Origin of the sequence: Lonepinella sp. MS14434 (assembly GCF_042468235.1) — a bacterium.
Taxonomy (GTDB): Bacteria; Pseudomonadota; Gammaproteobacteria; order Enterobacterales; family Pasteurellaceae; genus Lonepinella.
In genome coordinates this window covers 531,402-557,192 of record NZ_CP170386.1, presented here as the reverse complement: position 1 = coordinate 557,192, position 25,791 = coordinate 531,402, and the positions used below count along the sequence as shown (strand labels likewise).

Here is a 25,791-nt window from a genome sequence, read left to right as displayed (position 1 = left end):
AACAGTTATTAATAAATTAACTTATAGGAATATTTTATGACAGAACAAACCTTTATCCTAGGCAAAGATGCTGCCCTTGAAGACAGTATCGCAAAATTTCAACAAAAATTAACCGCACTTGGTTTCAATATTGAAGAAGCCTCTTGGCTTAATCCTGTGCCGAATGTGTGGTCGGTGCATATTCGAGATCGTGATTGTCCACAATGTTTTTCTAACGGCAAAGGTGCGAGCCAAAAAGCCGCATTGGCATCAGCGTTAGGCGAATATTTTGAACGTCTTTCCACGAACTATTTCTTTGCGGATTATTATTTAGGACAAGATATTGCCAACGGCGAGTTCGTTCACTACCCAACTGAAAAATGGTTTGAAATTGATGATGAGGATTTGTTGCCAGAAGGCATTTTAGATGATTATTTGCTCGGTTATTACGATCCTGAGGGAGAATTAACCCCTGAATTATTAGTGGATCTACAATCAGGTAATTATGATCGTGGTATCGTAGCGATGCCTTATATTCGTCAATCGGATCAACAAACCGTGTATATTCCGCAAAGCATTATTGCCAATCTTTATGCATCCAACGGTATGTCGGCAGGTAACACTAAGAATGAAGCTCGTGTACAAGGCTTATCGGAAGTCTTCGAACGTTATGTAAAAAATCGCATTATTGCAGAAGCCATTAGTTTACCGAAAATCCCAACGGAAGTAATTGCTCAATATCCGACTATTCAAGCCTCTATTGAAAAATTAGAACAGGAAGGTTTTCCGATTTTAGCCTACGATGCTTCATTAGGGGGAAAATACCCTGTCATTTGTGTGATTCTGCTTAATCCTCACAATGGTACTTGTTTTGCTTCCTTTGGGGCTCACCCAAATTTCCAAGTGGCATTTGAGCGGACGGTGACGGAATTGTTGCAAGGGCGTAGCTTAAAAGATTTAGACGTGTTTACTCCCCCGTCTTTTAATAATGATGATGTAGCAGAACATGCCAATTTAGAAACCCACTTTATTGATTCGAGCGGTTTAATTTCGTGGGATTTATTTAAACAACAAGCGGATTATCCGTTTGTGCATTGGGATTTTTCGGGCAACACGGAACAAGAATATCATAATCTAATGTCTATCTTTAATGCGGACGGCAAAGAAGTTTATATTATGGATTACAATCATTTAGATGTGTATGCTTGTCGTATTATCGTGCCGTCAATGTCGGATATTTACCCTGTGGACGATTTAATATACGCTAATAATAATATGGGTATGGACTGGCGTGAAATCCTATTAGATTTACCGCACTTCCACCACGATGCGGATACTTATCAAGAATTATTGGACGAATTAGACGATCAAGGCATTGATGACGCTACCCGTGTGCGTGAATTTATCGGTATTGTGCCACCACCAAAATCAGGTTGGACGACCTTACGTGTGGGTGAATTAAAATCAATGCTTTATCTCGCTTTAGGTGATTTGGAATTGGCATTAGACTGGGCGAATTGGGCATACAATATGAACAGCTCCGTGTTCACACCAGAACGTGCCAACTACTATCGTTGCTTAATCAGTAGTATAGAGTTATTCCTTGATGAAGATCGTGAACCTGAACAATATCGGGAAGTGTTTGAGAAAATGTACGGTAAAAGTGCGGTGGATTTTGCGTGGAAAACGGTAAATGGTGGTAATCCGTTCTATGATTTATTGGCAGATGATGAGCATTTACAAAAATTTGCAGCACATCAAAAATTACTTGCTGCTTATGCTAAATTACAAAAAGCTAAAAAAGAAAATTGGAAGTAAATAGGAGAAAAAATGGCATTTAGTTCCTTATTTACGTTACTCGATGATATTGCATCGGTATTAGATGATGTAGCGTTAATGACCAAAGTTGCTGCTAAGAAAACTGTTGGCGTAATTAGTGATGATTTGACCCTAAATGCCACACAAGTTAGCGGCAAAGATGTCGCTGCCAGTCGAGAATTACCAATAGTGTGGGCGGTGGCAAAAGGATCTTTGTGGAATAAAGCGATTCTGATTCCCCTTGCGTTATTACTTGCCATTTATCTGCCATCATTTATCAATATATTATTAATGATTGGTGGTGCCTATTTGTGTTTTGAAGGAATGGAAAAATTGATCCATAAATTCTTACCTAAAAATCAAAAGAATTTAGACCGCACTTTAAATGAAACAACAAGTAGCGAAAAAGAGAAAATAACAGGTGCTATTAAAACCGACTTTATTCTCTCCGCAGAAATTATCATTATTGCGTTGGGTTCAATTCAAGATGCAGAATTATTACCTAAAATCTTAACCTTACTAGCCATTGGGATTGGCATCACCTTTTTTGTGTATGGATTAGTGGGTCTAATTGTGAAATTAGACGATGTTGGTTTATGGTTAATCAAAAAAGAAAACCCTATGACACAGCCAATCGGTAAGTTTTTGCTATTTTTTATGCCTTGGTTTATGAAATCTTTATCGGTAATTGGGGTGATTGCGATGTTTATGGTCGGGGGTGGCATTTTTGTGCATTATTTGCCTATCTTGCATCATTTTATTGAAAATTTGCAACTTGACAGTCCTTTTTCTATTTTAGCTGATTTAAGTGTTGGTATTTTTATCGGGACAATTTGCTGTATTATTGTGTTACCGTTGATGACTTTATTTAGTAAAAAAACAGCACCAAGAATTAAATAAGCAAATAAAAACCCCTTTGATTAATATTCAAAGGGGTTTTCTTATTTAAATGAATTTTTTCTTACAGCGCTGAGACATTTAAGCTAGAACCACCAACAATGCGAACTCTCGTTCCGGCTTTAGTTAATTTCTCATCATATTTCTGAACGACAACAATTTCATTACCGTCATCTTTCTTAATAGTTAATTCTAAAGAATCAACTTGGCTTGCTTTTTCTTCTACTTTGCTACCGATCATTGCTCCTGCAATTGCACCAACGGCACTTGCTAATACTTGACCTGAACCTCCTCCTATGGAAGAACCGGCAACACCACCAAGAACACCACCACCTACTGTACCAATCACACCTTGATTATCTGCTTGGATTTTTACAGAACGAGCAGAAACAATAGTACCATAAGTAATTGAACGTGCTTCTTTTGATTGATTGCCTGAATATACGTCACCACTATAAATATCTGTATTAGCACAACCGGTCACGCCAATAGCGGTAAGAATTGCTAATGCTAATGTGATTTTTTTCATCTCAATTACCCTTTTATTATAGGACTACACCAACTCTTGATATCCAAGAACGAGATTCAGAGCGAGAAATATTATCTATTCTATCCTCATATACACGGACACAAGAACCTGTAACAATATCAGAATCATATTGTCTTACTTCTATAACAGTTTCAGCTACACCTTGATACTTATAACCTTCACAGTTATCTTTTATTACTGTTAATTTTGAATTGTTGCCTGCATATTGACTTGATAAAACGGTTCCCTTGTAAGAATTATCATCAAATCTGCCTGAGCAAGCAGATAATCCTACCGCAGTCAATATAGCTAATGCTAAGGTAATTTTTTTCATTCACTAAACCTCAATAATAGTTTTAATGTTATAAGGGTGAACCTTAATACACACGAAATTCTCGCTTTTATCAGCAAAACTCACGGCAATCGATGGATTTGGTAATTTTTCACCATCAACTTTAGGCACACTCACTTTGACATTTAGAGTTGTTAATTGGTTCCATAAAAATCTTTTCTCAAGACGGTATAACCACTGCGAAACATTTTCATCTTCATTAAATGGTATGACAATCTCAATATGTTCCCACGATTCCAATGGATAACATTTATTTTTAGGAAACGGTAATTCAACAATATCCACAGGTTGCCCCAAGAAGATTAACGGTTCATTTAGTTGAATTAAATAAATGATCCTATCATTCACAATATTGTCACTTAAAATTGTACCTAACTTCATGAATAACGCCAACCACTTTCTCGCATTATCTTCACTATTCACCCGTATTGCTAAGTGATCGATCTGATATTTTGTTAAATCCACGGACATAGCTTGAGCTAATTGGTTAATTTTTTGTTGAAAACGCTCAAATTCAGCTACTGTCACTAAATCAGAATAAGAAAACAAAGGATGTATCATGCATAATAACCATAAATAAGAATAAAAGATAATCAAATTGTTATAATATATTAATATTAGCTAAGAGAATATGAAAATTTCCCCTATAATACTTGCACTGATTAAAAAGACGGATGTAAGGTATATCGTCTTAAAAATTTCACTATTATTATTGGAGAATATAATGAAAATTATTTTATTAGGTGCGCCAGGGGCTGGCAAGGGAACACAAGCACAGTTTATTATGAATAAATTTGGCATTCCGCAAATTTCTACGGGTGATATGTTGCGTGCAGCTATTAAAGCAGGCACAGATTTAGGTAAACAAGCAAAAACCTTAATGGATGCTGGACAATTAGTACCAGATGACTTAATTATTGCATTGGTAAAAAATCGTGTTGCTCAAACAGATTGTGAAAAAGGTTTCTTATTAGACGGTTTCCCTCGCACAATTCCTCAAGCAGATGCATTGAAAGCTGTTGGTATTAGTATTGATTATGTTTTAGAATTTGATGTACCTGATGAAGTGATCGTTGAGCGTATGAGTGGTCGTCGTGTGCACCAAGCATCTGGTCGTACTTATCACGTAGTTTACAATCCACCGAAAGTGGAAGGCAAAGATGATGTGACTGGCGAAGATTTAATTATTCGTGCAGATGATAAACCGGAAACGGTATTAGATCGTTTAAAAGTCTATCACAACACTACTAAACCATTAGTCGATTATTATCAAGCAGAAGCCAAATCTGGTGAGACTAAATACTTCCGTTTAGACGGTACAAAGAAAGTGGAAGAAGTGAGTACTGAATTAGATAACATCTTATCTTAATTTTATATTAGAGTGCGGTCTAAAACTGCACTCTTTTTTTAACATAATCAAGGATTGATTATAATTATTATTTTTATTAGGAATATCCCATGTTTAAACGTCTAGCTGGTTCAACCTATCCCCTGTTTATCTTCTTTATCGTTAATTTAATTTTACTTTCCCTTAGTCGTTTTGCATTAAGTTTATGGCAAAATGAGCGTGTTGGTGAGTTTAATAATTGGATTCAACTTTTTTTAAATGGTATTCGAATTGATGTTTCTGCTCTTTGTTGGTTATTTGCCCCATTAATTATTTTAAGCATTTTATTTACGGGTAAAAATAAACTCGGACAATGTGTACTAAGTGTGATAAAAATCGGTTTAGTGATTGAAAGCACATTCTTGCTATTTATGGAATTTGCTACACCGGCCTTTATCAACACCTATGATTTACGCCCAAATCGTCTGTTTGTAGAATATTTAGTGAATCCTAAAGAAGTATTTACCATGTTATGGAATGGACACTTAGGCGCCTTAATTTCTGCTCCGATTTTAACCGCACTTTGTGCTTTTTTATTCTGGAAATTAGCAAACAGAGTGTTTAAAAATATCGTTTATCCCAAATGGCATAATAATTTAATTACTCGTCCATTAGTTTTTCTTTTGATTGGGGCGCTCACGTTTTTAGGTGCAAGATCCAGTTTAGAGCACCGTGGTATTAACCCATCAATGGTTGCATTTTCACCAGATCCATTGGTAAATTCCTTAGTATTAAGCTCTGGCTATTCTCTACTCTTTGCAATTCAACAAATGAAAGATGAAGGCAATGCAGCAGAAATTTACGGAAAAATGCCGTTAGATGAAGTGATTAGTACCTTAAAAGCCGTGCGTAATCGTCCTGAATCTGACTATATTTCAACAGAATTACCAACCCTCAGCCAAAATCAAGCCAGTTATCAAGGTAAACCAAAAAACTTGGTGATTATCTTGGAAGAAAGTTTAGGGGCACAATTTATCGGTACGTTAGGCGGAAAACCACTTTCACCGAAAATTGATGAACTCGCCAAACAAGGTTGGTTATTTGAAAATTTGTACGCCACTGGCACACGTTCAGTGCGTGGAATTGAAGCTATCACCGCAGGATTTACGCCAACCCCAGCTCGTTCTGTAGTGAAATTACCAGGTAGTCAGCAAGGCTTTTTCACTATCGCTGAATTATTAAGTAAACAAGGCTATCACACATCCTTTATTTACGGCGGTGAAAAACATTTTGATAATATGGCGAGCTTTTTCTATGGCAACGGTTTCCAGCAAATTATTGATGAGAAAGATTACCCTAATCCACATTTCACCGCCACTTGGGGCGTAAGTGATGAAGATTTATTTACCAAAGCCCACGATACTTTTACGCAACTACATCAGCAAGGTAAACCATTTTTTAGTTTAGTATTTACGTCTAGCAATCATGATCCATTTGAATTTCCGGCTGGCAAAATTGAGTTGTACGAACAACCTCAAGAGACCCGAAATAATGCCGCCAAATATGCCGATTTTGCAACCGGTTATTTCTTTGATTTAGCTAAAAAAGCCGAATATTGGAATGATACCATTTTCTTAATTATTGCTGATCATGATTCCCGTGTAGGTGGTGCATCCCTAGTACCTGTGCAACATTTCCATATTCCAGCTTTGATTTTGGGCAAAAACATTGAGCCAAAACGCGATCCACGTTTAGTCAGTCAAATTGATATGCCAACTACATTGTTATCATTAATTGGGGTAAGCGGTAATTACCCGATGTTAGGCTACGATCTTACCAAACCTGAAGATCCAAACCGTGCTTTAATGCAATATGACAAAACTTTTGGTTACATGCGAAAAATTGATAATCAATTACAAACAGTAATTTTACAACAGGGTAAACCAGCGGAAAGTTATGTTTATTCTGAACAAAGCAAAACATTAACTGCCATTGATGGAAATGAGCAAATGAAAAAACAAGCCTTGGCGTATTCGCTTTGGGGGAGTTATGCGTATAAATTACGCTTGTATCAACTTGGAGATAATAAAAAACCTTAAACAAAAATATGTCATATTTACATATGAGATAAAAAAAGTGCCTATATTTCAAGGCACTACTCGGAAAGCAAAATATGTCTGGCTACTTATCATAGCACTTGTTTTAAGTGCGGTAAGAATATATGATTTATTTCTCTATGGCAAATAGCAATATTCAATTTTGTGACGTAGGTCACACGAATTAGACATAATTGCTTATTTTTTAATTATTTCGCTGTAAAACCATAGCTGACTAACACTTTTTTAGCATCATCAGATTTCAAATAATCTAAAAATGCTTTAGCATCGACACTACCGTGGTCTTTAACTAATGCAACTGGATATTCCACTGGTGGATGGCTATCTGCCGGGAAAGTCGCAACTACTTTTACTTTTTGACTAGCTGTTGCATCTGTACCATAAACCACACCTAATGGGCTTTCAGCTTGTTCAACTAAAGCTAAAGCTCCGCGTACATTATTGGCTCGTGCTAATTTTGATTCAACTGCTGTCCATTGACCTAAGTGAGTTAAAGCAGTTTTTGCATAGATACCCGCTGGAACATGTTCAGGATCACCCACGGCTAAGAAAGAACCATCTAAAGATTTTTGCCATTGATCATTGGTTAAATCCACATTATCAATTTTGCTGTCTTTCGGAGCAATCATAACAAGGCTATTACCGACTAAAATCGCACGGCTATCTTTAATAATGGCATCTTTGTCAGATAAATAGTCCATCCACTTCAAATCGGCTGAAACAAAAATATCAGCTGGAGCGCCTTGCTCAATTTGTTTTGCAAGTACAGAAGATGATGCAAAAGAGAAAACCACTTCTTCACTTGGTTTTACTTTTTTATATTCATCAGCAACTTGTTGCAATGCGTTAGTCATTGATGCTGCTGCAAAAACAGTGACTTTTGCCATCGCACTTTGGCTCATTATTAAACCTACACCCACTACTAATGCGAGTTTTTTCATCGTTAATTTCATTATTTTCTCCTTAAATGTTTAACGGTATCGTATGAATTATATAACGGATTACAAAAGAAAAGCTACAAGAATCAAACTGTTTCCTTTAAAATACCCCAAATGGCTTAACTGATAGAGATCGAGAATAATATGAACACTGAAATCTTACTCACCATCAAATCACAACAACAGTTGTTTGTTGATCCTAAACGTGTCCGTTTATTAAAAGAAATTCAAAAATGTGGTTCAATTAATCAAGCTGCTAAAAACGCTAAAGTGAGTTATAAAAGTGCGTGGGATCATCTTGCCGCAATGGATGAAATCAGCCCTGAACCAATTCTTGAGCGTAATGTTGGCGGCAAAAATGGCGGAGGCACAGCATTAACTATTTATGCCGAACGCTTATTACAACTCTATGATTTACTTGAACAAACCCAAGAAAAAGCATTTCATATTTTACAAGATAAGAATATTCCTCTGAATAGTTTATTAACCGCCACTGCTCGTTTTTCTCTACAAAGTAGTGCCAGAAATCAGCTTTTTGGCAAGGTAACGGAATGTCTTGTTCATCAGCTTAATGCCATGGTTGAAATTGAATTACCCTCTCTTTCACAACCGATTTATGCATGGATTACGCAAAAAAGTGCGGTACGTTTACAGCTAAGTTGGGGCAAAGAAGTCATGTTAATGATCAAAGCTCCATGGGTAAAAATTCATACCAATGCAAACCAACACAAAGCTGATGAAAAGAATATTTTCCCTGTTCAGGTCACCTCTATTTTAGACAAGGGTGATACGAAAGAAGTTTTATTATCTGTAAATGAACAATTGGAATTTTGTGCTACCACGCCACACCAGCAAGAACTTGCAGTTGGTCAACAGGTTTGGGCAAAAATCGATCCTGAACAAATTATTTTAGCGACACTTTATTAACAAATATCTGTTGAGAAAAAAATAATATTGTTAAAAATATTTTATTTCTCTCTTTACATTATTGTACTAGTGTAATAGTATAAAAACATTCCATTTTAAAAAATATGTAAGGAAATATAATGACAGATACTCTACTCGATCCCTATTTTGGGGAATTTGGCGGAATGTATGTTCCTGAAATTCTTGTACCCGTGTTAAAGCAGTTGGAAAAAGCCTTTATAGACGCCAAAGATGATCCATCTTTCCAGGCAGAATTTCAAGACTTATTGAAAAATTATGCAGGTCGCCCAACCGCTCTCACCCTTTGTCGTAATATCACCAAAGGAACAAAAACTAAAATCTACCTTAAACGTGAAGATCTTTTACACGGTGGAGCCCATAAAACTAACCAAGTACTGGGGCAAATTTTACTTGCCAAACGAATGGGTAAAACTCGCATTATTGCAGAAACCGGGGCTGGTCAGCACGGTGTAGCGACGGCTCTGGCTTGTGCAATGCTTGGTATGCCTTGTCTTGTGTATATGGGAGCAAAGGATGTAGAACGCCAATCACCTAACGTTTTCCGTATGCGGTTAATGGGCGCTGAAGTAGTACCTGTACAAAAAGGATCTTGTTCTCTTAAAGATGCGTGCTGCGAAGCAATGCGTGACTGGGCAGCAAATTATGAAACCACTCATTACTTAATCGGTACAGCAGCTGGACCTCATCCATTCCCAACCATTGTACGTGAGTTCCAAAAAATGATCGGCGAAGAAACCAAACGCCAAATTTTAGAAAAAGAAGGAAAGTTACCTGATGCCTTGATTGCTGCTGTAGGCGGTGGTTCAAACGCTATCGGTATGTTTGCAGATTTTATTGAAGAAAAAAATGTACGTTTAATTGGTATTGAACCAGCTGGCAAAGGTATTGAAACAGGTGAACACGGTGCCCCACTCGGACATGGTAAACCAGGAATTTATTTTGGTATGAAATCACCGATTATGCAAACAGAAGATGGACAAATTGAAGAATCTTATAGTATTTCTGCTGGATTGGATTTTCCTTCCGTTGGTCCTCAACACGCCTATCTTAATTCCATTGGACGGGCGGAATATCCAAGTATTACCGATAATGAGGCCTTAAATGCGTTTAAAGAGTTAGCGCAACACGAAGGTATTATTCCAGCATTAGAAAGCTCTCACGCACTTGCTTATGCTTTAAAAATGGCAAAACAGAATCCAAACAAAGAGCAATTATTAGTGGTAAATTTATCTGGTCGTGGTGATAAAGATATTTTTACTGTAGATAAAATTTTCACAGAAAGAGGAATCCTGTAATGAGTCGTTTTACAACTTTATTTGATAATTTGGCAGCCAAAAATCAAGGTGGATTCGTGCCATTTGTAACCTTAGGCGATCCAAATTTTGAACGCTCTTTTGAGATTATTTGTACTTTAGTTGATAATGGTGCTGATGCTTTAGAACTCGGTTTTCCTTTTTCAGATCCCCTATTAGATGGTCCCGTTATTCAAGCCGCCAACAATCGTGCGTTAACAGCAGGTTGTAGCACGAAAGAAAGTTTTCAACTTATCGAAAAAGTGCGGTCAAAATATCCCGATATTCCGATTAGCTTACTGCTTTGTGCGAACTTGATTTATGCTCAAACCTTAGATGGATTTTATCAACATTGTAAACAAGTAGGTGTAGATGCGGTTCTCGTGGCAGATATTCCATTACTGGCATCTGAGCCCTATATTCAAGCAGCTAAAAAACAGGGTATTCAACCCGTATTTATTTGTCCACCTAATGCTGATGAAAAAACTATTCAAGGAGTAGCAGAAAAATCTCAAGGTTATACATATTTAGTTTCTCGTGCGGGGGTGACCAGTGCTGAAAACCAAAGTCACGCGAAAAATTTGGATAACTTAGTAGAATGTTTAAAAGCTCACCACGCTCCACCAATTTTACAAGGCTTCGGTATTGCTCAACCACAACAAGTTAAAGATGCGTTAAATATGGGGGTAGCTGGAGCTATTTCAGGCTCAGCAACCGTAAGAATTATTGAGAAAAATTTAGATAATCACGCACAATGTTTAAGAGAATTGGCTGAATTTGTTAAAATAATGAAAAAGGCAACATTATAAAAAACACAAACTGTCATTATATCTTAATATCACCAGTTATCTTCATTTTCTTTATGGACAGATGGTAGATTTCTAAAATAAATTTTATACAAATAGAAAAATCCACAATAAAAAATAAGAAAAATGGCTAAATCCTATTCAACATAGAATGTAGCCATTTAAAAAAAACAAAACCCCAGCTACTCACGTAACTGGGGTTTCTAATTTTGAACCTGATGGTGACCTACTCTCACATTGGGAAACCCAACACTACCATCGGCATTACAGCATTTCACTTCTGAGTTCGGCATGGGTTCAGGTGGCGCTACTGCATTATGACCATCAGGATTATTCCTTTGATGATTGGGCCTTTTAAATCACGACCCTACTTATTTTTTAGTCTTCTTCTAAAATTTGAAACAAGCTGTCTGTTCGATTTTCTTTTGTCTGTACTGCTTTATTTAGTTCTTAGCTTAATCCACCCAAAAACACTTGAGCGTTGTATAGTTAAGTCTCTCGGGCAATTAGTATAACTTAGCTCAACGGCTCACACCGCTTACACATGTTACCTATCTACGTCGTAGTCTTCAACAACCCTTACACCCTTATAGGGTGGGAGAACTCATCTCTTGGCAAGTTTCGTGCTTAGATGCTTTCAGCACTTATCTCTTCCGCATGTAGCTACCCAGCAATGCGTCTGGCGACACAACTGGAACACCAGGGATGCGTCCACTCCGGTCCTCTCGTACTAGGAGCAGCCCCAACCAATTCTCCTACGCCCACGGCAGATAGGGACCGAACTGTCTCACGACGTTCTAAACCCAGCTCGCGTACCACTTTAAATGGCGAACAGCCATACCCTTGGGACCTACTTCAGCCCCAGGATGTGATGAGCCGACATCGAGGTGCCAAACACCGCCGTCGATATGAACTCTTGGGCGGTATCAGCCTGTTATCCCCGGAGTACCTTTTATCCGTTGAGCGATGGCCCTTCCATTCAGAACCACCGGATCACTATGACCTACTTTCGTACCTGCTCGACTTGTCCGTCTCGCAGTTAAGCTTGCTTTTACCATTGCACTAACCTGACGATGTCCGACCGTCATTAGCAAACCTTCGTGCTCCTCCGTTACTCTTTGGGAGGAGACCGCCCCAGTCAAACTACCCACCAGACACTGTCCGAATACCCGTTCCGGATATTTCGTTAGAACATCAAACGTTAAAGGGTGGTATTTCAAGGTCGTCTCCACTCAAACTGGCGTTTAAGTTTCTCTGACTCCCACCTATCCTACACATCAAAATTCAAGGTTCAGTGTCAAGCTATAGTAAAGGTTCACGGGGTCTTTCCGTCTAGCCGCGGGTACACCGCATCTTCACGGCGATTTCAATTTCACTGAGTCTCGGGTGGAGACAGCCTGGCCATCATTATGCCATTCGTGCAGGTCGGAACTTACCCGACAAGGAATTTCGCTACCTTAGGACCGTTATAGTTACGGCCGCCGTTTACTGGGGCTTCGATCAGGTGCTTCTCTTGCGATTACACCATCAATTAACCTTCCAGCACCGGGCAGGCATCACACCCTATACGTCCACTTTCGTGTTTGCAGAGTGCTGTGTTTTTAATAAACAGTTGCAGCCAGCTGGTATCTTCGACCGGTTCAACCTTCATCTGTAAAAGACTACAATCTACGCCGGCGCACCTTCTCCCGAAGTTACGGTGCTATTTTGCCTAGTTCCTTCACCCGAGTTCTCTCAAGCGCCTGAGTATTCTCTACCTGACCACCTGTGTCGGTTTTCAGTACGGTTTAGATAAACCTGAAGCTTAGTGGCTTTTCCTGGAAGTGTGGTATCAACAACTTCGCTCCCTTAGGAGCTCGTCATCACGCCTTAGTGTTGAATGGGAAACCGGATTTGCCTAGTTTCCCCACCTACACGCTTAAACAGCCATCCAATAGGCTGCTTGCCTAACCTTCTCCGTCCCCACATCGCAATTTATCCAAGTACGGGAATATTAACCCGTTTCCCATCGACTACGCTTTTCAGCCTCGCCTTAGGGGCCGACTCACCCTGCCCCGATTAACGTTGGACAGGAACCCTTGGTCTTCCGGCGAACGAGTTTTTCACTCGTTTTATCGTTACTTATGTCAGCATTCGCACTTGTGATACGTCCAGCAAGCCTCTCGACTCACCTTCATCCGCTTACACAACGCTCCCCTACCCAACAAGATTACTCTTGATGCCGCAGCTTCGGTGACTAGTTTTAGCCCCGTTACATCTTCCGCGCAGGCCGACTCGACTAGTGAGCTATTACGCTTTCTTTAAATGATGGCTGCTTCTAAGCCAACATCCTAGCTGTCTAAGCCTTCCCACTTCGTTTCCCACTTAACTAGTACTTTGGGACCTTAGCTGGCGGTCTGGGTTGTTTCCCTCTTCACGATGGACGTTAGCACCCACCGTGTGTCTCCTATGCACTACTCTTCGGTATTCGCAGTTTGCATCGGGTTGGTAATCCGGGATGGACCCCTAGCCGAAACAGTGCTCTACCCCCGAAGGTATTCACATAAGGCTCTACCTAAATAGATTTCGGGGAGAACCAGCTATCTCCCGGTTTGATTGGCCTTTCACCCCCAGCCACAAGTCATCCGCTAATTTTTCAACATTAGTCGGTTCGGTCCTCCAGTTAGTGTTACCCAACCTTCAACCTGCCCATGGCTAGATCACCGGGTTTCGGGTCTATACCTTGCAACTCACCGCCCAGTTAAGACTCGGTTTCCCTTCGGCTCCCTTATTCAGTTAACCTCGCTACAAAATATAAGTCGCTGACCCATTATACAAAAGGTACGCAGTCACCCTTGCGGGCTCCCACTGCTTGTACGTACACGGTTTCAGGTTCTATTTCACTCCCCTCGCTGGGGTTCTTTTCGCCTTTCCTTCACAGTACTGGTTCACTATCGGTCAATCAGGAGTATTTAGCCTTAGAGGATGGTCCCCCTATCTTCAGACAGAATTTCTCGTGTTCCGCCCTACTTCTTGTTAGCTTAGTACCACAATATAACTTTCAGATACGGGACTATCACCCTGTGTCGTTGAACTTCCCAGTTCATTCTCTTAGTTTTATCGCTATTACTAACGGCTCCTCCGCTTTCGCTCGCCGCTACTCACAGAATCTCGGTTGATTTCTTTTCCTCGGGGTACTTAGATGTTTCAGTTCTCCCGGTTTGCTTCGTTATTCTATGTATTCAAATAACGATGCTAGATTCTTCATCTAGCGGGTTTCCCCATTCGGATATCTTGGATTAAACGCCTCTTATCAACTCATCCAAGCTTTTCGCAGATTAGCACGTCCTTCTTCGCCTCTGATTGCCTAGGCATCCACCGTGTACGCTTAGTCTCTTAACTATACAACCTCAAATGTTTTTTTAGAACAATTGATATTGCGTTTCAACTAAACACTTGACTGCTTTTGTTCAGTCAAGATTTTTTCTTCTACTCAGACTTTCTTGTGTTAATTCACTTTCATCAATTAACCCGAAAATCTCTCAGTTTTCAGCTTGTTTCCAATTTTTTAAAGAACAGTAAGATTATCGGCTTTCGCCTATCATCATTGTTAAATTAACTTAGTTAAACCAACTTATTTTTTTGTTTTTTAATTTAGTTAACTTAACAATGATGATAACAACAAGATTTTTTGGTGGAGATAAGCGGGATCGAACCGCTGACCTCCTGCGTGCAAGGCAGGCGCTCTCCCAGCTGAGCTATATCCCCATTTTCATTGCCTACGCACTCTCGCTCTGTGATTTCGCTTTCGCTTCACCGCTTGAGTGGTGGGTCTGAGTGGACTTGAACCACCGACCTCACCCTTATCAGGGGTGCGCTCTAACCACCTGAGCTACAGACCCGTAGGGCAATTCTCGTTGCTTTCTTTTTTCTTTGTTTACAATTACCAGCCAATCTGTGTGGACACTTATTGTCGCTCGTTTTGGGTAAGGAGGTGATCCAACCGCAGGTTCCCCTACGGTTACCTTGTTACGACTTCACCCCAGTCATGAATCATACCGTGGTAAACGCCCCCCTTGCGGTTAAGCTATCTACTTCTGGTACAACCCACTCCCATGGTGTGACGGGCGGTGTGTACAAGGCCCGGGAACGTATTCACCGCAACATTCTGATTTGCGATTACTAGCGATTCCGACTTCATGGAGTCGAGTTGCAGACTCCAATCCGGACTACGATGCACTTTCTGAGATTCGCTCCCCTTCGCAGGTTTGCCGCCCTCTGTATGCACCATTGTAGCACGTGTGTAGCCCTACTCGTAAGGGCCATGATGACTTGACGTCATCCCCACCTTCCTCCAGTTTATCACTGGCAGTCTCCTTTGAGTTCCCATCTTTACATGCTGGCAACAAAGGATAAGGGTTGCGCTCGTTGCGGGACTTAACCCAACATTTCACAACACGAGCTGACGACAGCCATGCAGCACCTGTCTCATAGTTCCCGAAGGCACTCCAGTATCTCTACTAGATTCTATGGATGTCAAGAGTAGGTAAGGTTCTTCGCGTTGCATCGAATTAAACCACATGCTCCACCGCTTGTGCGGGCCCCCGTCAATTCATTTGAGTTTTAACCTTGCGGCCGTACTCCCCAGGCGGTCGATTTATCACGTTTGCTACGGGCACCAAGCCTAAAGCCCAATCCCCAAATCGACATCGTTTACAGCGTGGACTACCAGGGTATCTAATCCTGTTTGCTCCCCACGCTTTCGCACATGAGCGTCAGTATCTTCCCAAGGGGCTGCCTTCGCCTTCGGTATTCCTCCACATCTCTACGCATTTCACCGCTACACGTGGAATTCTACCCCTCCCTAAAGTACTCTAGCTACCCAGTCTGAAATGCAATTCCAAAGTTAAGCTCTGGGATTTCACATCTCACTTAAGTAACCGCCTGCGTGCCCTTTACGCCCAGTTATTCCGATTAACGCTCGCACCCTCCGTATTACCGCGGCTGCTGGCACGGAGTTAGCCGGTGCTTCTTCTGTAGTTAACGTCAATCTAATAAGCTATTCACTTATTAGCCTTCCTCACCACCGAAAGAACTTTACAACCCGAAGGCCTTCTTCATTCACGCGGCATGGCTGCGTCAGGGTTCCCCCCATTGCGCAATATTCCCCACTGCTGCCTCCCGTAGGAGTCTGGACCGTGTCTCAGTTCCAGTGTGGCTGGTCATCCTCTCAGACCAGCTAGAGATCGTCGGCTTGGTAGGCCTTTACCCTACCAACTACCTAATCCCACTTGGGCTCATCTTATGGCATATGGTCTTGCGATCCCATACTTTAATCCGAAGATATTACGCGGTATTAGCGACAGTTTCCCGTCGTTATCCCCCTCCATAAGCCAGATCCCCAAGCATTACTCACCCGTCCGCCACTCTCACGAAAAGTACAAGTACTTTCCGCTACCGTTCGACTTGCATGTGTTAAGCCTGCCGCCAGCGTTCAATCTGAGCCATGATCAAACTCTTCAATTTAAGTTCGATCGCTCAATAAACTGCTTGCTTTTAAATCTTTCTTTTCATTCCCAAAAGAACAAAAAGTTAATGAATTTCTAAGTTAAGCACCTATTAAGACTTCAAGTTTTATTTAATTTTTTAAAACTAGTCAATCAACAAGTGCCCACACAGATTGTCTGATAAATTGTTAAAGAACGATTTTGCTTTCGCAAATTTTATAAAATTGGTCGGCGAGATAGGATTTGAACCTACGACCCACTGGTCCCAAACCAGTTGCGCTACCAAGCTGCGCTACTCGCCGTCAGATTTTACTATTTAGGTAGTAAATGGGGTGGCTAATGGGATTCGAACCCACGACAACTGGAATCACAATCCAGGGCTCTACCAACTGAGCTATAGCCACCATTGTTTTTATGTTGAATTGCATTAACTTCTGGCGCGCTCGACAAGATTCGAACTTGCGACCTTTGGCTCCGGAGGCCAACGCTCTATCCAACTGAGCTACGAACGCACACATATTGCGTTGCAACGGAGGCGTATATTAATGATTTTGCTTGTTGTTGTCTAGCATTTTTTACAAAAAAATTGCGTTTTTCTAACGTTAGCTGTTAATTTGTGCAATTTGTTTCGAATTTACTTTAGTTCCGATTATTTTATAACTTATTCGTCACATAATAATAGGCATAGTGTAATAAATTTAACTGGCGTTGCCAACGTGTGGGTTGGTTTAATAAACGATATAACCATTCCAAATTCATTTTTCGCCATAATAACGGAGCCCGTTTGGTCTTACCCACCAACACATCAAAGCTCCCCCCTACCCCCATATAAAGGCAATCAGGATAAATCTGTTGTGCTTTTTGCATAAAAATCTCTTGTTTTGGCGATCCCATAGCCACCGTCACAAACTTCGCTTTAGCTTGCTTAATTCTCTCAATCACTGCCTTTTCTTCTAATTCAGAAAAATAACCGTGCTGACATCCCACAATATTCACTTGCTGATGCGATAATTTTTCTGCTACCTGATTCACCACATCCGCTTGTCCCCCAATCAAAAAAACTGGCACACTCAATTCTGCCGAACGTTGCAACAAGGCTTGCCATAAATCAATCCCTGCAATCCGTGTTAATTTTTGCCATTGTGGATATTTCTTTTTAATGGAAAAAACCACGCTAATACCGTCTGCATAGTTAAATTCTGCTTGCTGAATTAAGGCGTTCACTTGGGGATTTTTAGCACAAGCAATCATTTTTTCCGCATTTATCGCAATCAATAACCCCGTTTTTATTTGCTTTTCGGAAATCAAATGATCAACCAACGCTTGCTTATTTTCAGGCACCAAAATATCTATTTCTCGAATGACGACTTTTTCCATTTTACTATTCCTTTTGCTAACCCATACGCCACGCCCCAACCTATCGTCAAAAAGACAAAACGAGAAACAAACGCATCAAACCCTTCTCGCACTAACACCGTCAGAGTAAAAATATGCGAAAAACAATAGGCTTTTAACACCGCACTTTCATCATCTTTAGCCCAACGGTACAATCCATCAAATCCTTTGACAACCAATGCTGAACCAACAGCTCCCACCAAAATCATTGGATAGCTCCCCATAATATAAAAAGATCCTATTAAGGTCGGAGAAATCGCCAAGCCCGCATAATAATGCTTAATGTCCCAAGTAAAATAATTTGCCGTATTTAACACTAAATCGGGACGATCCGCCCATAAGGCTTTGGGAATATATACATAAAAATCCCGAATAATGGGCATTAATCCTTGATATTCAATATTTTTTGTATTGAGAATGGTTGCCAAATTTTCCCACGGCGAAAAGGTATCCCGAGTTAAGTGTAAAAAACGAAACAGCGTTTGTTCATCGTTAAAAACTAACCCATATCGCCACATTGCCAATAAAAACATGGCGAAAATACCTAAAATTGCCAACATCACTAAAGCAAATATAGAAATATAGCCCTGAGCAATGCCAATCAACACAAACAAAGCAACCGCTAACGCCAAATTTGCACGCGTGCCACCGATCACCACATAACTCAACACACCGAAAGCCACGCCTAAACACAGAAATTGCCACCAACGGCGTTTACTCGGTTGAATAAAATAAAAAATTAACAACGCTGGTAAGCAAAAATAAAAAAAACGTTTTAAGGCGACTGCACTCACCTGAGCCGAGAAAATCTGATTATAGGCGGTTAATTTAAATAATAACAAGCCATTCAACCCATAAAAAATCCCCATTGCCCCTAAACTTATCGCCAATAAAATCCACATCGTAACCTTTGCAGAAAAGTGCGGTGTATTTTTCTCACGTTTTTCTGGCAACAAACGGGGATAAAATTTGCCTTGATAAACCCAATAATAAAGTAAATAAAATCCTGTTGCGGTCAACAACGTTTGGCATAAGACCGCAAAAGGGGGCAATGAAATATGAAAGCCATACATCAAACCCATCGACAACGGAAAGCCTAAATAAAAGACAGACAAATAAACCAAACTAAACAATAAATGAAAGGAAAAACCTTGCTGTTTTACATCTTGTTGTAATAAATAAAGCACCACACTTAATGACAAAATATACAAGGGCGTCAACAGGATAAGTTCTGCAAATTCAAGCATTCTCTTCTCCTTGTTGCAAAATCTGCATTAATATAGCCAACCACCCTGCAATAAAATGGGGATCAAAAAAGCCAATACTCTCTTTATCAAGTGCGGTTAATTGTTGTTGCGTGTCGAAAATGGCTTGTTCCGTCACCTGATTCTGCAACAGAAACGGCACTTGATATAATCGCATATCGTCAATAAAGGTATTTTTCGGATGTAACACCACTGGCACATTAAATTGGGTGAGCAAACACAAAGATCCCACTCCTTGCTGACGTTGAAAAATAAAATACGCCACATCACATTGATTAAGCAAATTTAAATAATCTTGAAATGGCATTTTTTCGGTTAAAATTTGTACCGCACTTTGAGCAAATAACCGTGTGGCTTCAGCGGTCACTTGAGCAATATAGTCACTGTTATGTTCGGGATAGCCCATTGGTATAATAATCTGCACATTATTCCCAAGCTGTTTTTTGATTTGCTCCAGCCCCACTAAATGACGATTAGACGGATCGCCTGAATTGCCTAATAAAATGGTTAATTTATCAGATTTTTGCTTTTCCGTTGGCTGAAAACCGCGGTGCATTTTACTCGGAAAATACACTAAATGCCCTTGCACATTCGGATTAATATACAGTTTAAAATAAGCTAAATCCCCCTGATAACCCGCCACGGAAATTAATTTCTTTTGAATAAAACGGCGTAACGGATAAGCCAATTTAAATTTCCATTGTTGACTGTCTTCGTGTAAATCTGCCCCCCACATTTGCCAAGTGAGTCTTTCGGGCGGTAATTTGCCGAAAAAGATAGCGAGCCAAAGGGGGAAATTAAATTGACCGTGTAAATAAAAATAGTGTTGTGGATCTTGCTTCGCTAACTGACATACGGCTTGAGCAATACTTTTTTTACTGTCAAATTCCTGAATGTAAAGGCTTGGATATTGCTCTTGATACCCCTTGCCCACCACCAACACTTGCTTAATGGCTTGTTTCGGTAATTGGGGTTGCAACTGCTCCGCTAAAAAACGCAACATCGTATGATTATGATGGGGAATGGGCGAACCTAAAACGTGAATAATCTGTTTCATTTTTTACTCCCGTAATCTAACTTAAATAAAGCCCAACAAAAACCAAAATAAATCATATAGCAAAGTCCATAACCCAAGGTTGCCCCTGCGACACCCTGTTGTGCGATACCATAACTAGATAAACCAAACAATAACATTCCCTGTACAATTTCAGCACAAATATAGCGACCAGTTGCGGCTTTGGCTAACCATAAATAGCTGAAAACGTAGCTCGCAACTTTAAACAGATCGCCCACTAATTGCCAACCAAACAGCTCAGACATTGGGGTAAAATCAGGGCTAAATAACAGAATGATCAAGTAATCTCTCAAAAAAAATACCAATAATGCCAAACCTAACGCCAACGGAAAAATAAAACCCAAGGCTTTTTTAACTTCTTTCTGAATCGCCGATTTATCGCTTAATTTAGCAAAGGTGGGCAATAAATACACGGAAAATGCTGTGGTTAAAAGCTGTAAATAGGCATCGGAAATACGGCTTAATCCTTGCCATAAACCCACCGCACTTAATCCTTGGCTTTCGATTAATTGATTGCGTAATAAAATATACACTGTTGGTATAATACAAACAGCGACAAGGGTCATTATCATATAATGACGAAGAATATGACTGGCAGATAAATCAAAATTTGGCTTTAACCATTGCCAGTGCCAATTTTGTTTTAGTAACGCAATCAGACTGGGGACAAGAATTAAGGCTGGAATACAGGCAAAACCGATTAACGCCCCCTGATAGCCCCATATCCATAAACAAAACAGCAACCACAATGCTCCCACTAAATTAGCAAAAATGGAACTCATCGCACAGGCTTTGGCTTGACGTTGTCCTTTTAAAATGGCGATAAAATAATTACCTAATGCTATTAAGCATTGCAGCAAGGCAAGTATTTGAATGGTTAGACTGTAATCAGCGGTTTGAAATAAAAACAAGGAAATGGGTTGAGCAAACAGCAAGCCAATCAAGGCTAACATCACCGAAACCAGTATAATCAATAGACTACTCGCCCCTAAAATGGCTTGTAACCGTTGCGAATCCTGTTCATATTCGGCTACAAATTTGGTCACCGCATTTAAAATTCCTGCCCCTGAAAGCACGCCCAGCACCGTAAGCAAAGTCATATAATTTGCTGCTTGCCCTAAACCTGCCGAACCAAAATTTAAGGCAAAGATTTTGATGACAACCAATCCGATAATGAGTTTAATAGCGACAGCGGTGGATGTCCAAAGGGTTGTACTGGTTAAGGTTGGTTTTGTGATGGTTGACATATCCGTGACCGCCTTTATTTTTGCCGTTTTCACACCGTAGCACCGCAAAAATCTAAATAAACTTGCGTTAAATTTGGCTTGATTGTAGCAAAATAAGAATGTTTCACCAAATGTACTATGATGTCCGCTTGCTGAAGTGCGGTGGAAAAATCCGTTAATTTTACTTGCTCCGTTAAGCTCACAGGCAATGTCTGAATATGGGGTTCAACTGCCAAAATTTCGCCCTGATACCATTGAGCAAGGGCTTGTGTAATCAGAACGGCTGGACTTTCTCGCAAATCGTCCACATCGGCTTTAAAACTTAACCCTAAACAGGCGATCTTGATTTCATCAGGGCGACAATTTTTTGCCCTCATCAAATCCGCCACTGCAACTTTTATTTTTTCTACTACCCAAACAGGCTTATAATTATTCACTTCTCGAGCAGCACGGATCAATTTTGCCTGTTCAGGGGATTGTGAGCAAATAAAATACGGATCGACTGCAATACAATGTCCGCCTACCCCTACGCTCGGCTGTAAAATGTCCACTCTCGGATGATGATTGGCTAACTTAATCAACTCCCACACATCAATATCCTGTTGATCGCAGATCATCGACAATTCATTAGCAAAAGCAATATTCACATCTCGAAAACTGTTTTCCGTCAGCTTGCACATTTCGGCAGTTTTGGCATTGGTCGCAAGACATTTGCCTTGCACAAAATCTTGATAAAAATCCACCGCACATTGTGTACAAACTGGGCTTAATCCACCAATCACCCGATCATTTTGTACCAACTCTTGCATCATTTTGCTCGGTAGCACACGTTCAGGGCAATAGGCAATTTGTACATCTGCTGTATTTTGAGAAAACAACGGAAAGATCAAATCAGGGCGTAATTTTTGTAGCCATTGAGTAACCTGTTCTGTTGTACCGACTGGCACGGTGGATTCAATAATCACCAAATTGCCTTTTTGTAAATGCGGGGCAATTTGTTGGATGGCTTGTTGCAAATAACTCAGATCCGCCGCCAAATCCGCTTTCAACGGCGTTGGCACAGCAATCAAAAAAATATCCGCTTTTTTCACATCTAAACTGGCGAAAAGTCGCCCCGATTGCACCGCACTTTTTAACGCATTGGCTAATTCAGGTTCGGTGCTCGTGATTTCTGCTCGTTGAATAGCACGAATTTTGCTCACATCCGTATCCATTCCATACACAATATACCCTTGATTTGCCAAGATCACCGCCGTTGGCAAGCCAATATATCCCAATCCAATTACCGAAATTTGCTTAGTCATTTTTTGCTATCTGTTTGATAAATTGAACAATCCGCTCACAAGCCTTGCCGTCACCGTACAAGGTGCTGGCTTGTGCCATTTGTTGATATTTTATTGGATTTTTCGCCAACGCATCCACGGCATTAACAATAGCTAAACATTCCACACTGACTCGTTGCACAATCCCTGAGCTTTCCGCTTCGATTCGTTCCGTCTGATCTCGCAATAATAAAACGGGTTTGCCTAATGCCGTGGCTTCTTCTTGAATACCGCCCGAATCCGTTAAAATTAAAAAGGCTTGTTGCATTAATTGCACAAAATCAACATAGGGCAACGGATCGGTTAACCGAATATTGGCTTGATGTGATAATAATTGATAAACAGGCTCTCGCACCTGTGGATTGGGGTGAACAGGAAAAATAATCTGCCAACCTTGTTGAGCCAATGCCATTAAACTGTGACACAATTGCTCAATGCCCTTGCCCCAATTTTCTCGGCGGTGCATTGTCACTAATAGGCTTTTTTGATTGGGTTCAAAGGAAAAAAGTGCGGTGTTTTTGGGTGGATTTTTTTGAATCCAATGTAACGCATCAATCACCGTATTACCTGTCACAACAATATTTTGTTCAGGATAATTTTCCGCTAATAAATGTTGCTTGGCTTGTGGTGTTGGAGCAAAATGCCAACGTGCTAACACAGACGTTAAACGGCGATTGGTTTCTTCGGGAAAAGGGGAATAAGGTTGATAAGTGCGTAAACCCGCCTCAATATGCCCCACAGGAATTTGTTGGTAATAACAGGCTAAACTGGTGGCAAAAGCCGTGGTGGTGTCGCCCTGTACTAACACTAAATCTGGGCGAAATTCCGTTAAAACCGACCGCACTTTTTGCAAGATTCTTGCAGTCAGATCGGTTAAATCCTGTTCTGCTTGCATCACATCAAGATCAAAATCAGGTTGTAAATCAAATAAACACAACACCTGATCAAGCATATCTCGATGCTGTCCGGTGACACAAATTTGGCTGTCAAATTTAGCTTGCTCCGCTAACAATTTTGCTAACGGAGCCAGTTTAATGGCCTCCGGTCGAGTGCCAAAAACCGTTAAAATCTTAAATTTTGCCATTCACGCTATTAACTGTGACTTTTTTGTTTATGCCCAACAAAAATCAAAGCGAGCAATAAACCGAACAAGAAACCAGCTGCAGCACCGACTTCCGCCCATAATAAACGATCTGGTGATGCCACTTTAGGTTGAGTTGGGGATTTTAAATAATCAAAGGCGGCTAATTGGTTATCTAATGGCGAAACCGATTTCATCATATTCAATTTACCTTGCCAGCTTAATTCACCTTGTTTGGCATTATCAGTACTTTGTTGAGCGGCTAAATTTACCTGATTGAATAAGGTTTTCCACTTGGTAATCAATTCATTATATAAAGATTGTCTGGTTAAATAATTGACATGTTTTACAAAACTCTCCAACTGTAGCATCGCTTGTTTTGGGTTGTCTAAGGTTAAACTGATACGATCAGGAATGTTACGTTCAGGATTTCCTTCAACAAATTGAATACCTGCAATAAGTTCTTGTAAAAAAGCCTCATCTCGTTCTTCAATGCCTGTTTGACGTTGTTTATAGAAATCAGAATCTAACCAAAATTTAGATAAATTATCATAGGTTTTTAACTGTTGTTTGAACCCTTTATAAACAAAATTTGCCGTTTCTTTTTGATCTTCGGTTTTATTACCATTAATTAATTGATACATTTCAAACAAAGAAAAATAAGTACCTAACTGCTCTACTTTCGGTTGACGCACTTCTACTTCTGCTTTCCATTGTTCTCTCATGGCATAACTCGCACCATAGCCAGCCACAGCAAAAAGTGCGGTGAAAATAATAATAAATAATAAACTTTGTAATAATTTCATAATATTTCCTAAATCTAAAACAATGTTCGCTACACTGTTTGCTTTTTCGCACGTAATAAACGGCGACGATGACGGCGAACAAAACGTGTAATTCGCCACGCTCTGGTAATTGAATAAGAATACAAAAAGAATAAACCAATGAATAGAATAAACATTAGCCATTCATTAATATAATAAATTTCGCCTAAAATGCCAAATCCTGCACACAAAGCAGCGATAAAAGTGATTAACATAAAGGCTTGGCGATGGGTTAACCCTGCTCGTACCATCAAGTGATGAACGTGTAAACGGTCGGGGCGAAATGGACTTTTACCTTTACGCAAACGGCGATAAATAATCGCCACCATATCAATTAACGGAATCGCCACCAACCATAAGGCTGTTACTGGATTCATCGGGTGTCCTTTGCCTTGTGTACTTAATAATAAGATCCAAATAATGGTAAAACCAATGAGCGTACTACCACTGTCGCCCATAAAAATTTTATATTTTTTACCAAAAGGAATACAAAGATTAAACATCCCATACGGTATAATCGCCACAATTAAGGCAAAGCACCAACGTGCCAGATCATGTTGATTATCCATATACATCAAAATCCCCACGCCAGCAAATGCGACACTAGATAATCCACCGAGTAAGCCGTCAATACCGTCAATCATATTAAACGCATTAATAATCGCAAGAGTAGCAAATACCGTAATCACCACGCCAATCCAACCGAGTGTAACAGTAAAAGGTCCAATAATTTGTCCTAAGTGATCAAGGGATAAACGCCCATAATACATCATAAATACCGATAACACCGCCTGAATACCTGCTCGTAAGAAAGGGCTAATATCATAGCGATCATCTAAAATTCCAATGGCTAATAGTACAAAGACACTAAATAAATAAAGCTGGGGTAACTTGGTTTGATCCCATTGTAACAGGTAAAAACAGAGATTTCCCATAAACAGCGAAATCCCTCCAATTAAAGGGATCGCCCCCTGATGACGTTTGCGGTAATTGGGTTTATCTACTAAACCGACCGCAATGGCAATGGGACGCATCACTAAAATAGTAAGAAAAGATGCTAAAAATGTTAACAGTAAATCTAACCACATATCCTTTATTTCGCCTTAACGTGCTA

At 40.1% G+C, this 25,791-nt stretch carries 19 protein-coding genes, 5 tRNA genes and 3 rRNA genes; 7 read left to right on the top strand and 20 right to left on the bottom strand.

The features are described from left to right. Positions 1–36 precede the first annotated feature (36 nt). Both ycaO and O1Q79_RS02755 read left to right on the top strand, forming a co-directional pair. Positions 37–1,797 (top strand): 30S ribosomal protein S12 methylthiotransferase accessory factor YcaO, encoded by a 1,761-nt coding sequence (gene ycaO, locus O1Q79_RS02760; protein ID WP_386692844.1) that lies wholly within the window; start codon positions 37–39, stop codon positions 1,795–1,797. Positions 1,798–1,809: 12 nt separating this feature from the next. Continuing rightward, positions 1,810–2,697, top strand: a complete 888-nt coding sequence (locus O1Q79_RS02755; protein WP_386692842.1) for a DUF808 domain-containing protein — start codon at positions 1,810–1,812, stop codon at positions 2,695–2,697. Positions 2,698–2,758: 61 nt separating this feature from the next. On the opposite strand, the gene O1Q79_RS02750 is transcribed toward O1Q79_RS02755, so the two are convergent. From O1Q79_RS02750 to O1Q79_RS02740, 3 genes are read right to left on the bottom strand one after another with little or no spacing between them, the layout of a single operon-like run. Then, on the bottom strand, positions 2,759–3,223 hold the full coding sequence (locus tag O1Q79_RS02750) for a glycine zipper 2TM domain-containing protein (RefSeq protein WP_386692841.1): 465 nt from the start codon (positions 3,221–3,223) through the stop codon (positions 2,759–2,761). Between the two features lie 16 nt (positions 3,224–3,239). Further along, positions 3,240–3,557, bottom strand: a complete 318-nt coding sequence (locus O1Q79_RS02745) for a hypothetical protein (protein ID WP_386692840.1) — start codon at positions 3,555–3,557, stop codon at positions 3,240–3,242. Positions 3,558–3,560: 3 nt separating this feature from the next. After that, complete coding sequence (locus tag O1Q79_RS02740) at positions 3,561–4,136, bottom strand: VOC family protein (protein WP_386692839.1); 576 nt, start codon at positions 4,134–4,136, stop codon at positions 3,561–3,563. Positions 4,137–4,299: 163 nt separating this feature from the next. Between O1Q79_RS02740 and adk the strand changes: the two genes are divergently transcribed. Further along, on the top strand, positions 4,300–4,944 hold the full coding sequence (gene adk, locus O1Q79_RS02735) for an adenylate kinase (protein ID WP_386692838.1): 645 nt from the start codon (positions 4,300–4,302) through the stop codon (positions 4,942–4,944). Positions 4,945–5,033: 89 nt separating this feature from the next. After that, complete coding sequence (locus tag O1Q79_RS02730) at positions 5,034–7,001, top strand: LTA synthase family protein (protein ID WP_386692837.1); 1,968 nt, start codon at positions 5,034–5,036, stop codon at positions 6,999–7,001. 206 nt (positions 7,002–7,207) lie between these two features. On the opposite strand, the gene modA is transcribed toward O1Q79_RS02730, so the two are convergent. After that, complete coding sequence (gene modA / locus O1Q79_RS02725) at positions 7,208–7,975, bottom strand: molybdate ABC transporter substrate-binding protein (RefSeq protein WP_386693335.1); 768 nt, start codon at positions 7,973–7,975, stop codon at positions 7,208–7,210. A 126-nt stretch (positions 7,976–8,101) separates the two neighbouring features. Here modA and O1Q79_RS02720 point away from each other — a divergent pair, with 126 nt between their 5' ends. The 3 genes from O1Q79_RS02720 to trpA all read left to right on the top strand — a co-directional run bounded on the left by O1Q79_RS02720 (position 8,102) and on the right by trpA (position 11,006). Then, a complete protein-coding gene (locus tag O1Q79_RS02720) occupies positions 8,102–8,884 on the top strand; it encodes a TOBE domain-containing protein (protein ID WP_386692836.1) in 783 nt (260 codons plus the stop codon). A gap of 119 nt (positions 8,885–9,003) precedes the next feature. Next, the gene (gene trpB / locus O1Q79_RS02715) at positions 9,004–10,200 is read left to right on the top strand and encodes a tryptophan synthase subunit beta (protein WP_386692835.1); all 1,197 of its coding nucleotides are present in this window, start codon (positions 9,004–9,006) and stop codon (positions 10,198–10,200) included. Next, positions 10,200–11,006 (top strand): tryptophan synthase subunit alpha, encoded by an 807-nt coding sequence (gene trpA, locus O1Q79_RS02710; RefSeq protein ID WP_386692834.1) that lies wholly within the window; start codon positions 10,200–10,202, stop codon positions 11,004–11,006. Before trpB ends, trpA begins: the two co-directional genes overlap by 1 nt. Before the next feature lie 210 nt (positions 11,007–11,216). Here the strand turns inward: trpA and rrf are convergent. The 16 genes from rrf to wecA all read right to left on the bottom strand — a co-directional run bounded on the left by rrf (position 11,217) and on the right by wecA (position 25,765). After that, positions 11,217–11,332 (bottom strand): 5S ribosomal RNA (rrf, locus tag O1Q79_RS02705). 156 nt (positions 11,333–11,488) lie between these two features. Then, positions 11,489–14,384, bottom strand: a 23S ribosomal RNA gene (locus O1Q79_RS02700). Between the two features lie 290 nt (positions 14,385–14,674). Further along, a tRNA-Ala gene (locus O1Q79_RS02695) sits at positions 14,675–14,750 on the bottom strand. Between the two features lie 57 nt (positions 14,751–14,807). Then, positions 14,808–14,884 (bottom strand) — tRNA-Ile (locus O1Q79_RS02690). A gap of 85 nt (positions 14,885–14,969) precedes the next feature. Then, a 16S ribosomal RNA gene (locus O1Q79_RS02685) occupies positions 14,970–16,508 on the bottom strand. Together the 16S, 23S and 5S rRNA genes with 5 tRNA genes alongside form the textbook arrangement of a ribosomal RNA operon. Before the next feature lie 206 nt (positions 16,509–16,714). Next, a tRNA-Pro gene (locus tag O1Q79_RS02680) sits at positions 16,715–16,791 on the bottom strand. Between the two features lie 26 nt (positions 16,792–16,817). Next, positions 16,818–16,893: transfer RNA gene (locus O1Q79_RS02675), tRNA-His, on the bottom strand. A gap of 31 nt (positions 16,894–16,924) precedes the next feature. Next, positions 16,925–17,001 (bottom strand) — tRNA-Arg (locus O1Q79_RS02670). A 142-nt stretch (positions 17,002–17,143) separates the two neighbouring features. Continuing rightward, positions 17,144–17,866 carry a lipopolysaccharide N-acetylmannosaminouronosyltransferase gene (gene wecG, locus O1Q79_RS02665; RefSeq protein WP_386692833.1) on the bottom strand — a complete coding sequence of 241 codons (723 nt, stop codon included), beginning with the start codon at positions 17,864–17,866 and terminating at the stop codon, positions 17,144–17,146. Further along, positions 17,839–19,131, bottom strand: a complete 1,293-nt coding sequence (locus O1Q79_RS02660; RefSeq protein WP_386692832.1) for a WzyE family oligosaccharide polymerase — start codon at positions 19,129–19,131, stop codon at positions 17,839–17,841. The genes wecG and O1Q79_RS02660 overlap by 28 nt, the downstream gene beginning before the upstream one ends. Then, entirely contained in the window at positions 19,124–20,206 is a 1,083-nt protein-coding gene (locus O1Q79_RS02655; RefSeq protein ID WP_386692831.1) for a TDP-N-acetylfucosamine:lipid II N-acetylfucosaminyltransferase, read from the bottom strand. Before O1Q79_RS02655 ends, O1Q79_RS02660 begins: the two co-directional genes overlap by 8 nt. Next, positions 20,203–21,471: a lipid III flippase WzxE gene (wzxE, locus tag O1Q79_RS02650; protein WP_386692830.1), complete on the bottom strand. Its 1,269-nt coding sequence runs from the start codon at positions 21,469–21,471 to the stop codon at positions 20,203–20,205. Before wzxE ends, O1Q79_RS02655 begins: the two co-directional genes overlap by 4 nt. A 29-nt stretch (positions 21,472–21,500) precedes the next feature. Then, positions 21,501–22,754, bottom strand: coding sequence for a UDP-N-acetyl-D-mannosamine dehydrogenase (wecC, locus tag O1Q79_RS02645; protein ID WP_386692829.1), 1,254 nt, complete (start codon positions 22,752–22,754; stop codon positions 21,501–21,503). After that, positions 22,747–23,856 carry a non-hydrolyzing UDP-N-acetylglucosamine 2-epimerase gene (gene wecB, locus O1Q79_RS02640; protein WP_386692828.1) on the bottom strand — a complete coding sequence of 370 codons (1,110 nt, stop codon included), beginning with the start codon at positions 23,854–23,856 and terminating at the stop codon, positions 22,747–22,749. The genes wecC and wecB overlap by 8 nt, the downstream gene beginning before the upstream one ends. An 8-nt stretch (positions 23,857–23,864) precedes the next feature. Next, complete coding sequence (locus O1Q79_RS02635; RefSeq protein ID WP_386692827.1) at positions 23,865–24,659, bottom strand: chain-length determining protein; 795 nt, start codon at positions 24,657–24,659, stop codon at positions 23,865–23,867. 29 nt (positions 24,660–24,688) lie between these two features. Further along, positions 24,689–25,765 (bottom strand): UDP-N-acetylglucosamine--undecaprenyl-phosphate N-acetylglucosaminephosphotransferase, encoded by a 1,077-nt coding sequence (wecA, locus tag O1Q79_RS02630; RefSeq protein ID WP_386686623.1) that lies wholly within the window; start codon positions 25,763–25,765, stop codon positions 24,689–24,691. Positions 25,766–25,791: the final 26 nt, after the last annotated feature.